Annotated in this window: 11 protein-coding genes; 6 read left to right on the forward strand and 5 right to left on the reverse strand. The window is 52.0% G+C overall.

Annotated features, from left to right (window positions below):
• Positions 1-13 precede the first annotated feature (13 nt).
• Entirely contained in the window at positions 14-1,189 is a 1,176-nt protein-coding gene (locus I8J29_RS09795; RefSeq protein ID WP_208847427.1) for a HupE/UreJ family protein, read from the reverse strand.
• Between the two features lie 235 nt (positions 1,190-1,424).
• Complete coding sequence (locus I8J29_RS09800; protein WP_208847428.1) at positions 1,425-4,475, reverse strand: S-layer homology domain-containing protein; 3,051 nt, start codon at positions 4,473-4,475, stop codon at positions 1,425-1,427.
• A 419-nt stretch (positions 4,476-4,894) separates the two neighbouring features.
• Between I8J29_RS09800 and I8J29_RS09805 the strand changes: the two genes are divergently transcribed.
• From I8J29_RS09805 to I8J29_RS09820, 4 genes are read left to right on the forward strand one after another with little or no spacing between them, the layout of a single operon-like run.
• Complete coding sequence (locus I8J29_RS09805) at positions 4,895-5,458, forward strand: hypothetical protein (RefSeq protein ID WP_208847429.1); 564 nt, start codon at positions 4,895-4,897, stop codon at positions 5,456-5,458.
• 32 nt (positions 5,459-5,490) lie between these two features.
• Complete coding sequence (locus I8J29_RS09810; protein WP_338113115.1) at positions 5,491-5,883, forward strand: hypothetical protein; 393 nt, start codon at positions 5,491-5,493, stop codon at positions 5,881-5,883.
• A gap of 4 nt (positions 5,884-5,887) precedes the next feature.
• Positions 5,888-7,312 (forward strand): hypothetical protein, encoded by a 1,425-nt coding sequence (locus I8J29_RS09815; protein ID WP_208847430.1) that lies wholly within the window; start codon positions 5,888-5,890, stop codon positions 7,310-7,312.
• Complete coding sequence (locus tag I8J29_RS09820) at positions 7,312-7,695, forward strand: hypothetical protein (RefSeq protein WP_208847431.1); 384 nt, start codon at positions 7,312-7,314, stop codon at positions 7,693-7,695. Before I8J29_RS09815 ends, I8J29_RS09820 begins: the two co-directional genes overlap by 1 nt.
• 119 nt (positions 7,696-7,814) lie before the next feature.
• Here the strand turns inward: I8J29_RS09820 and I8J29_RS09825 are convergent, their stop codons facing one another.
• Positions 7,815-8,924, reverse strand: a complete 1,110-nt coding sequence (locus I8J29_RS09825) for an AraC family transcriptional regulator (protein WP_208847432.1) — start codon at positions 8,922-8,924, stop codon at positions 7,815-7,817.
• 162 nt (positions 8,925-9,086) lie between these two features.
• On the opposite strand from I8J29_RS09825, the gene I8J29_RS09830 reads away from it, so the two are divergent.
• A complete protein-coding gene (locus I8J29_RS09830; protein WP_208847433.1) occupies positions 9,087-9,335 on the forward strand; it encodes a hypothetical protein in 249 nt (82 codons plus the stop codon).
• A 42-nt stretch (positions 9,336-9,377) separates the two neighbouring features.
• Here the strand turns inward: I8J29_RS09830 and I8J29_RS09835 are convergent, their stop codons facing one another.
• Both I8J29_RS09835 and I8J29_RS09840 read right to left on the reverse strand, forming a co-directional pair.
• Positions 9,378-9,845, reverse strand: coding sequence for a hypothetical protein (locus I8J29_RS09835; RefSeq protein ID WP_208847434.1), 468 nt, complete (start codon positions 9,843-9,845; stop codon positions 9,378-9,380).
• 115 nt (positions 9,846-9,960) lie between these two features.
• Positions 9,961-10,380: a cupin domain-containing protein gene (locus tag I8J29_RS09840; RefSeq protein ID WP_208847435.1), complete on the reverse strand. Its 420-nt coding sequence runs from the start codon at positions 10,378-10,380 to the stop codon at positions 9,961-9,963.
• Between the two features lie 491 nt (positions 10,381-10,871).
• On the opposite strand from I8J29_RS09840, the gene I8J29_RS09845 reads away from it, so the two are divergent.
• Positions 10,872-11,321: a VanZ family protein gene (locus I8J29_RS09845; RefSeq protein WP_240546029.1), complete on the forward strand. Its 450-nt coding sequence runs from the start codon at positions 10,872-10,874 to the stop codon at positions 11,319-11,321.
• Positions 11,322-11,369: the final 48 nt, after the last annotated feature.

Here is an 11,369-nt window from a genome sequence, read left to right on the forward strand (position 1 = left end):
TCTTCCCGCTTTCTTAGAAGGGTACCCATTGCAAATTGAATAGCCGGTCGACGAACCAGAGGAAACCAACCAAGAAAATGGCTGCGGATGCCGCAACGGTTACGGTCCGGGGAGAGAATCTTTTCCTGATCAAGTAAAGCAGGGGCAACGCGACTAATAAGATCGCCAGCTGTCCGAGCTCTACGCCGACGTTAAACGAAACCACCGAGCGAACAAGATTCTCTTTGTCTGCGACATATTCCCGAAGAACGCTGGCAAAGCCGAATCCATGAACCAGGCCGAACATAAACGTGACAAGCCATCGATAATTGACCTGTTTGGAAAACAGGTTTTCCACCGCGATATAACAGATGGAAAGCGCAATGACGCTTTCTACGAATTTCGCGTTCAGATTGACGATATTCATGGCCGCCAGCAGTAACGTTATGCTGTGCGCCACCGTAAACGACGTGATAATTTTTATCGCTTCCCTGACGGATAAGCCGATAACGATTAAAGCAAGCAAGAACGCGATGTGATCATAGCCGGTTAAAATATGCTTGATGCCGAGTACGACAAAAGTAGCGATATCAGTCAAGAATGCCGCGGTTTTATCCGAGAAATTCCATACGGTATGATTGGAGTCGAATATATATTGCAAATTCGGCTGGGTCTTATCGAAGACCGCCTGCACTGCATCGTCATCGGCATCGGTATAATAAACATAGCCAATATTCACATGCTGATTGCTGGTTTCTTCAAATAGAAGATGATACGCAATGCTTACCTGGTTTTCTTGCCAATCGAAATTCAGATCGCTTATTTTCAGCCATATTTTCCACAATGTCCCTTCCCGCTCGAGTTTAACCACCTTTTCCGGGTAGACGCGGTCATTGATGGAAACCGATAGCTTCTCGTCGATATAGGGCTGGATGACTTTGGTTGTCAGGTCACGGAGCTGTTCCTCGGTGAGATGGTCCAGGTCGTACCCCAGCTCCTTGATTCCTTTTATTTGCTCAAATAAACCGGGGTCGAACTCTATCGTGGACAAAATGCGATCCTTGCCAAAGGCCCATTTGGAACTCCCGAGATACAGGTCGTGAGCAAAAACGGGGGTAGCCGCGAAAAGCAATAACGCGATTCCCAAAAACAGTGCCGCTAGTTTCTTGAATCCTTGTCTACGCATACGATGCACTCTCTTCTTCTTCATGTTAGGATGCGGCCCTTGCCTCCTCGCACTGCGCAAACCAGGCTTAATCCATTTTCCGCGTACCTGTCTATTTTAAGAAATCTATGTATGCCGAACGTTAACTTCACATTGACGTCTCGTAAAGCGACTCGCCCGTTACGCTGCAGACAACACATTCCAACAAACGAAATGGCGGCGAAAGGATAGACTCCTAACGCCGCCATTTACGTTTACCTATGTTTCGGGATGAACCGGCTTAGAGACTGCCGTTCTGCTGCAGCAGCTGATAGAGATGATAGATCATTTGCGCGGTTTCCGCCCGGGTTGCCTGCCCCGTCGGGTTCAGCGCCGAATCGCTGCCTTGCACGATGCCGGCTTTGACCATTTGCGCAGCCGCTTCGACCGCATATGGCGCGATTTTCGCGTTGTCCTTGAAGCCGTTCAACTCCGCCGGCGTGCCGCTCAGGTTCAGCTTGCCGGTAACGTCCATCGCCCGGCTCATCAGCACCATCATGTCCTGACGCGAGATGAATTCGCGCGGATTGAACTTGTCATCGCCCGTGCCGTTCGCGATGCCGAGCGCCTTGACGATGCCAAGCGCTTGATAGTAGTAGTCGGTCGCCTTCACGTCGCTGAAGTTGGACGTAACATCCGCCTTCAGGTCCAGCATGCGGACGAGCATTTCCATGAAGTCAGCTCGCGTGATCCGCTTGCCCGGCTCGAAGGTCGTGGCCGACGTACCGTTGATGATGCCCTTGTCGGCCAGCACCGCGATCGCGTCCTTCGCCCAATCGTAATGCGAATCGATGTCTTTGAACGGGTTAGCCGGAATAGCCGGCGTGGCGCCGCCATCGTTTGGCGTGCCGCCGTTACCGTTGTCCGGAGGCGTCGTAGTGCCATTGTCCGGAGGCGTTGTATCGCCGTTGCTCACAGGCGGGATATAACCGCCATTGCCATTACCGTTGCCATTCCCAGTGCCGCCATCGCCGCCGTTGCCCGGATTCGTCGTATCCGCAACCGTGTAGATGACATGGAGTTGCGGAATTTGGTCCGCATGGTCGCCAGCGCCTTCGAAGGACTCGGCAGTTCGGGTGCCCTGCCCGGTCAGAATGAAGCCCAACGTATTCCCTTCATTCCATTCATCCTTGTTTACGATTTCCTGGACCAACGACGCCACGTTAGGCGTTTGCTGGTTTGGACCCGCTTCATGTTCGACTGTCCACTTCGGCGCATCCTTCCAGTTTACGAGATCCTTCGTCTTAATCCGCGACGAAACATTAGGCGGATCCTGCAGCTGCGAGTTCGCAACGTCCTCCGCATAAATATTCACGTCAAACGGATCCACGTTCTTATCGGGCTCGTCCACGGAGAACTGAATATAGGCGTCAAGAATCTTAGCCCCTTTAGGAATAGCCAGCTCGGCGAATCGGAGCAAGATCTGTTGGTTGGAATCTTCCGTGACGATTTCCAAATCGGAACTTTCAAGATCCAACGTTCCATCCGCGCCTTCTTCCGTATCGTCGTATTGGCCTTTGATCGGCGCTACGAGTACCTGGGCATCTTCGCCCGCCGAAGGACCGACAATGATGGACACCTGATCGCTATCGACTGTTATTCCATCGACGGTAACGGCTGCCTGAATCGTTACGGCCGTCGTACGGGCCGGTTCCTTCTTCACGGTTACGGTGCCGTCGGCGGAAATGGACAAGATATCCTCCAGGCTTGTCTTGTAGGCGACGGTAGCCGAAGAGAGATCCATGGCCGCTCCCGCATTGTCCTTCGCCGTCAAGCTCAGCTTAGCCGTAGCGCTGCCGGACAACGAACCGTGATCCGATGTCAACTTCGCTTCAGCCAGCCCGTCCGGATTGTGAATCTTGATGGCTACTTTGTTACTGGTCACCAACTTGCTGCCGTCATAGATCTCGGCCCACACCTGTGCGGATTCATTAAATACAGGTTTGTTCTTCAGCGTCACGGTTCCGTCCGCCGCAATGGAGAGATAATCCGGCTTATCCGTGTAATATTTCACAAGCGCTTTGGAAAGATCCACAGCGGCATCTTTGCTGTCAACCGCAGCCAGACCGAGCTTAATCTTGCTGTCGGGAGAAGCCGTTTCCAGCGTATCTTGGTCTGCCGTCATGGTCAGCTTGGAAATATCCAATTGAACTTGCGTGTTGTGAACCGTGATGGTCTCGATATCCGTGCCGTCGATCCGACGGGAGGTCACGTTCATCGTATCCCCATCCACCTCGAACTCGGTCAGGAAGTACGACTTATCGGCCTTGACGATGTTCGGCCAGGTCGGGTCCACGTCATACGACGGAGCGCCGCCGCCGCCGGAGGTGAGGTACTCGATCCCGTCGACCTCGGCACGGGCATAGTTGTGATTGTGACCGTTCAGATACAACGGTACCCCGAACTGCTTCAGGATGGGATGGATGTATTTTTGGAGATCCGTATTGTTCTCATGCGTACCGGCACCCCAAGCCGGTTGATGGCCCATGACGATTTTCCACGGCTTGGTCGTGGTGGCCAGATCGTTGATCAGCCAATTGTACTGCGGCGAGTCGGGCTTAAAATCCGCATACTCGTCCAGAACGGAGATATGGACCGGACCGTAATCGAAGGACCAGTAGAAGTCGTTCACGTACGGATACGGGAAGTACTTCTCGTAGACCGAGCCTACGCCCTCGTGGTTGCCCCTGGCCCCCATCATCGGCACCTCGGTTTGGAGCGCGTGCAGCTGCGGGTAGGTGGACTCCGGAACGAAGTACTGCGCGGTCCAGTTGCTTTCGGAGTCGCTTGAAGCGATATCGCCGCTGTTCAGGAGAATCGTCTGGTAGTCCGGGTCGGCGGCGTAAGCCTTCCGCGCCAGGTCGGCTACCTTTTCCTGGTAATTCGGTTGTGTACGGCTGTCGCCGTAGGAGAGAAACTTCACCTTGGTCGCGTCATCCGCAGGAGCCGTGACGAACGAACCGGCCTGACCGTCTACCTCGTAATAATACTTGGTAGCCGGCTCCAGCCCGGTGATGTCGAACTTATGCTGGTTGTCGGCACCGTACGTAGCGACGGACTGTTCGCCCAGCGCATACGAAGTGTCTTTCCCCCACTTGATCGTATTCGGCTGTCTGTCGCTCGTCTGCCAAAGGACGCTCATCGAGCTGTTCGATCCTGCGTACAGCAGATACGGCCCCTTAATGATCGTGCTTTCAGCCGATACGTTGTAAATGCCGATGGTGAACAGAACCGTACCTACGAATAGAGCCAAGGTCAAACTTTTCCACTTGGCTTTTAACTTCACCTTCACTTCGTCATCCCCTTCTCTGTCATTAGCAGTCGGCCATGGAACCCCCCAGTTCGGCCACTTCCCCGATCAATCCAAAACGAACGATATCCCCTCCTTACTCCGCTGATATCGACACCAGTAGTCTGCCGGCACGTTTCTTTCGTTCTCTAGGCGCCGCGTAAAGGATTGCGGAAATTACACAATATTCCCGATAACCAACTGCCCTAGCCATTATACTCGCAATCTTCCATTTGAAAATTTAAGATACTTTTAACTTTATATTAAGCTGATTTTAAGCTGCAACGTCGCTTCGCTCCGGCACTAAAGCGGGATACGTTCAGTCGAGTTTGCAATTTCCTAAACTAGCTTTAACATTCCCCTGACGATTCTTCTCTACAATAATCGACATCCTAATCCCGAATGAAAGAGATGGACTGCCGATGAAATCCATGTTCAACGCAAGAGACCTTGCGATTACGCAAGCGAGCGCTGCCGCACTGCTTTTTTTGTCGATCCCGTTGTTTAATCTCATCGGATTCAGCAATCATAAGCTGGAAGCCGTCCTGCACGGCCTAGGCGCGACCATCACCGTCATCATGAGCTGCCAAGTCCTACATTTGACCTATCCCATGCTGCGAGGCAAGAAGGGGGCCGCGGTCACCCTGGAGCGGGTGCTCTGGCTTACCAACATCCTGGTTCTGATTACGATCATCCTCGGCAATTGGCTTTACATTTCTTACCGGGGACCGGACGGTCCCCAGCAGTGGCTGATGTACCGCAGCCCCGAAGCCCATCTGATCGTGATGGAATATAAGGAATTCGTCTCGCTGTACCCGCTCCCCTTGGGAATCGCGGCAGCCGTATTATTGCGCCGGTTTCGCCATGCGCTCGAAGCGGGCTCGGCCGTTAGCGGCCTCATCGCTTTACTGATCACGCTATTCTGGATCTGTTTACTGCTCGGGCTGGCGTTCGGATTCGGTTTGACGAAACTGAAAATGGTATGATCTTCAACATGTTCGATAGGGAGAGAAAACAGGTGAAGGAATCCAAACCACGAAAAACCGGTGAAATCGCCGCCGTTCTGCTTTCCGTATGGCTCGGTATCGCAGCGACGACGCTCTGTCACCTATGGAGCTATTACAATCCGCTCCACGCGAATCCGATTCTGCTGAAATGGGGTTCCTGGATCCCCTCTTGGTGGGCCATCGGTCCCTATACCGGCAAAGAAACGGCGGGACTGGTCGTCTGGTTGGGCACATGGGCGATACTCCACTGGACGCTCGGCCGGGCTGAAGTCAAGCTGAAGCCTTGGACGATCGGATTTGCGGTTGCCTTTATCGCCAATCTGATCATTCTCTGGCCGACCGTCTACCACGCCATTCTGTGGTGGCCTGCCCTGCCGAATACGTTACCGGGAGGAGAGGGGTAAGCTTATGGCGATTCTTTACAAATATAAGCTTTCTTTATCGCTGCTCGCGTTAATCGGCGTGCTGTTCTGTTCCTTCTATTGGACAAGGGTACCCATGGAGGGCTTCAAGTCATCCGCCTCGTCCTCCGCGACGTTTCGGTTCGGCTATTTCAGCCAGCAGGACGGGGAAATCGGAGATTGGATCAAGAACTTCCGGGACATCTCGTATTTTGCCGCGTCCAACCGCTTGTTGGAGAGTCATCCGGAAGCGCGGTCGTTCCAGTTGTACCCCATCTATGACGGTTCGACGACGGAGCAGAAGTTCGACCAAGCGTATCCTCATGTGCCTACCGAGGCGCTTCCGGGTTACGGGAAATCCGTTTACGCGATTAAGCAAGGGAACGCCAAGCTCTTCTTCCTGAACGCCGGTCGGTTACAAGAGCCGGGAGATAACCAATTGGAATGGATCCGCAAGACGATGAACGATAACAAGCAAACCTTCGCCCTTGCCTGGCTAAGCGAAGATCCGAAGCTTCCCGAGGTGTGGAAGGCGCTCCGGACAGCCGGAATAAGCGCGGTTTTCATCCGCGATACCGTCTACGCGCTTCATGTAGGCGTATCCCAAGAGCCTTCCGATTATCGCCCCTCCGATTATGAGGACTGGGACGTCTGGGGCTTGTCCGAAATGAAGGAAAAGCCGTTTATTACGGAAATGGAAGCGAATGAAACCGCCCTGACCATTAAAGCGGAGAACGAAGAAGGACAGCCATTGGATCAGCTGGAACTGAACGCGGATAATCTGGCTTCGTGGGACCTTGCCACGTTGAAGGAAAAAGAAGAAATTCCGTTCGTGGGCATTCAATCCTTATGGCGTTATCACGCCGGCGACGATTCGATCAAATTCGCCATCCCGGATGGCGTGGACTTGGTGGGAGAAGGTCCGATCATCGAGACGTCGCGCACGGAACCGGTTCCCCTGCCGGATTACGATTGGCGCAGTCCGGACTACGACGATTCCGGCTGGAAGACCGGCAGAGCGCCTTTAGGCTATACGAATAACAAGGAACGGAAGAGCTCGATTCAATCGACCCTGGAAACCGTCGCATCCCCGACGTATTATTTTCGCAAGACGTTTGAATGGAACGGCGATCCGGAGAAGCTGTCCGGATTGACGCTGCACATCGCCTTCGAGGACGGTTACGTTGTCTATCTGAACGGTCAGGAAGTCTCGCGAGACGCCATCCTGACCGGGGTCCTAACCGAATCCTCGCTCGCCATTCCGAACGACTTTACCGCTTATCGGAGAATCGATCTCAAGGCCCATCTAAACAAGCTCGTGAAGGGGACCAATGAAATTGCCGTTGAAGTACACCGCGGCCATCCCGGCGCGCCCAATCTGTTCTTCGACCTCGGCCTGTCTGTCGAATCCAATGGAGAGGAACGTCAATAATGCGGACAAACCTGCTGACTTGCATTCGAAAACCCGGCATCAGGGACGCTGCATCCTTCTCGCTGATCGTGTTTCTGGCCATCGTGCTGGCCGGATGCGTCCCTGCTCCGAAGAGCTCGATTCCGATTGCCGACATTTCCGTTACGAACAACCATCTGATTGTCCAAAACGAAACCGGATTCGTCTGGTTCAATGCCAAGCTTACCATTGACGACAAATACACCTATGAAGCGGCGATGATGACCGCCGGCAAATCCAGCGTGCCGCTGGCAAAATTCGTTGACGACCAAGGCCATGCTTACGAACGCGGACGGTGGAGCATCCGCAATCTGACGATCGATATTACGGATACGCTGGGCCGAAAAAAGCACTTTAGCTGGTAACGTCAAACCATGCATCCTTATCAAAATCCAAGTCGGCATCACGCAAAAGCCGTACCCTCATGTTTGAAGGAACAATCCTGAAAGCGCGAAGAAGGAGCTGCCGGCCGGCAGCTCCTTCTTCACGTTTCTTTGTGATTCTCTCGTGTCCCGATACCTTCGCCCCGCATTGCCAAGCTGCGGTATTCCTTTGGGGTAACCCCATATATGGATTGAAACTTCCGATAGAAAAAGGATAAATTGTTGTACCCGATTTCTTTGGAAATGTCCTCCACGGTGTGATTGGTTAGTTTAAGCTGCAACGCCGCATGCATGAATTTTTGTTTTTGTACGAGCGCAGAATAGGTTTTCCCGGTTACGTTCTTAATGATTCGGCCTATATGCTCCGCCGAGTACCCGAAGTGCGCGGCCGTCTGCGCCAATGTCGTGTTTAGATAGTGTTTATGAATGTAGGCGATGATTTCGATGACGGAGAGACCGGATTGGCGTGCTCCGTCGTTTACAAACAATCGGTAGCTTTCGCTTTCTACCAATCGGCTGAAAAGAATGGTCAAATACGCTTTAATAATCTCCCGGTTCGCCGCTTGATGTCCGAACGCCTCGCATAGCAGGTTCTGAATCGTTTGTTTAATTTGCCAATTATTCGACGTATGGATCAATAAAAAGTTCTTCTCTCTCGATGCATCCGCGATAATCGAAGCGATTGTCTGACCGAGCATATGATCCCCGAGGATGTTGTAGATGAAAGCACGATCGAAAAATTCATTCTTCGCCAAAAAGTTGATGAGAATGTCATTTTCACCGCATTTGGCAATGGAATGCTCCACGTTCTTATTGAGGATAATCAAATCTCCTTCTTTCAATTCGAACCGTTCCCCTTGAATATCTTGATAGAAGGTACCGCTGTAGATGTAATTCATCTCGAATAGGTTATGGGTGTGCGCGGGCATTTGCACAAACCGGGTATGCCTGGAGATGGCGAACATTTCGCCCGTGACATGCAATCGAAGCACATCCCCCTCCAACGTGTAATGGTAAATGGAAGGATGAGTGATCGCCATAGCCGGAGCAGGGGCGCCATGAGAATCGTTTTGGACGGAGGGGCTTTTCGCTGACAGGGCACGAGCAAGAATCCGGCTTTTTACGGCGTCGTCCGTAAGATCGGTTTCTTTTAATTTCATCTCCAGATCCGTCAATTCAAATAACATACGATCCAATTCTTCATAATTCATGATACCGCCTCCCCTGGATAGTATATCAGATTTGGTCAGTCAAATAGACAGCAGGAGATATTGGAGAACGGGGTTTCATACGTTACGATAGCCGAAAAGGTTAGTTGCCGATAAGTGCCATGATCAGGATGTACGCATGTCAAACGCGCGGAGGAAATGTTCATGAAACTTGCCGATATTGAAAATGCTGCCTTGTACTCCAACCAAGCAATCAGAAGCATTGTAGAAGAAATTATCATCGAAGGCGAAAGGCTGCTGCGGATTCATACGGCTTGGCAGCTAAAAAACGGCCAAATCTTGCTCTATGAGTATTCGCCAAGAAACAGTCCCCCTAGTAACTTTTGCATCTATGATGGTTTGGAGGATTATAACGAACTCTGCAATGAACTTGATTGGGTGCATGGAAAATAACGAAAAACGGCAGCCGTCGGCTGCCGTTTTTTCAAGAGGCGATTAGGTTGTCTCAGACGAATCCATGCCGTCCGGACCATCAACCATGTCGATTACACCGACGGCAATGATGGATACCGCGGCTGCTTTGCCGAGCTTCTTGGCGCCTTCTTTCATCAACCGCGTATCGTTCTCCTTCATGCCGGTCACAACTTCCTTCCCGCTTTGGACCACGTATTCGATGCCTTGGCCGGCACCTCTGACGGTTGTCGTGACCGCATCTCCAAGATCCTCGAATCCGGTCTTCGCCTGCTGCTTATCCGACGTTATTAACCCGGCGCCAACATCCCATACCCCGCTCGCTGCTCGGCCTGCGAGCTCGCCCGTCTTCGCCGTCACTCGTTCCACGTCGTTACCGATTTCTTTGATGTAGTCACTATGGACAAGCTCCCCGGCAACGCGCACCGTACCGCCAAGTACTCTTCCCGTGAGATCGCCCGCCAGCTTTCCGACGCCCTTCAGCAAATCCATTTGAACACCTCCGTATCTTCCTATATGCTGTATAACGAGGATTGACGCCTTTCGTTTCATCCTTTTTCAACTTAGGCGATCGCGACCCCCGCCCCGGTCATCGTTTCTTTCCGCTTCAAGCAACCGGCCAGTCCACCGGCCTATCCGGAATGACGGCATCCGTCCTCTCCCACCGGCGAAGACTGTTGGCTTGGACTTGAACGACGATGAACAATAAATCCCCGGTACCGATATTGCGGAGCGCGCGTTCTCCATCAGGGCCAACGCGAATCGCGGTTCCTTCCGTGACTTCAAAGATATGCCCGTCCACCTGGAACTGGCCCCGGCCGCCTATGAAAAGGTACAGCTCCTCATTATCGCGATGTCTGTGGTAGAACGGAACCGCTCCTCCCTGCGGCAATTGATTAAGCGACACCTCCATGCCGGTCAGTCCAAGCCTGTCCTTGAGATAATACTTTCCTGGCGGCCCTTCCGGCACATTTAGAAGACCCTCAAACGCTCCCGCATGCATCACCGTAAAATTCGTTCCCGTCATTTGTCGAAATCACCTCTCTGAAAGTAGCGTTTTTTGAATCCCGGACCCGCCGCCGATCCTGGTGGAATACGCTTCGATCTCGCAGGCGGTAATCACACCAATAATGTAGCACACACTTAATTAAGTGTAAACTAAATATATAAGATCGCTGCCGTCTCTCCTAACCTAAACGCCGCTCCTAAAACGCTCTCTGCGGTTCGTGGCGGCTGCATGCCGCAAATTTGAGAAATAGTTAAGAAATCGCGCCTAAAAATTTTAAGAAATTACGCTATCTTCGTCCTAGCGAAGCTCACGCAGGTCATCGATCGCCGCTAAAAGAGGCTTGACCAGGCAGGCTTGCTTCGCCTATCTTTGGTTGCGAAGGATGAAAAAGGGGAACTTATGAGGGTATGATTAGACGAGAAAGCATAATAACGGTCATTTTATATGGCGTATTCATCTGTTACATCGTTTTGTTAATGAAAATCCTGTTCTTCTCGAGAGTTTCGATCTTGGAGCTATTCGATGGCCAGCGGGCTATTGTTCGGTCCATCAATCTCGTTCCTTTATCCAGCATAAGCGACTTCCTATCCGGCAGCTCCGTCAATTTAAAACAATTCGCACTTGCTAACGTGGGCGGCAATATACTTATTTTCATTCCTCTTGGCGTGTATGTGTCCGTATTGCGGAACAATCATAGCGGACGAAGCCATCTATTGCTGATACTCAGCATGAGTTTAGCCGTGGAGGTCATTCAGGGGCTATTGGGCATCGGAACGGCGGATATTGATGATATCCTGTTAAACGGCTTAGGCGGATGGATCGGTATTTTTGCGTGCGCGTCTTTACGATTCCTGTTTCGGGAAGAGAAGAACGTACGCGCGTTCATCGCGGCACTATCTGCTCTCGTAGGAGTACCGGTTATGTTTTATTTATTATTCATGATCAAAATGAGATTCTAAGCGGCGATTCGCTGAACAAGAGGCACCCGTCCTGCCTGGCCGGATGCC

Source organism: Paenibacillus artemisiicola, from assembly GCF_017652985.1.
Classification (GTDB): domain Bacteria; phylum Bacillota; class Bacilli; order Paenibacillales; family Paenibacillaceae; genus Paenibacillus_Z; species Paenibacillus_Z artemisiicola.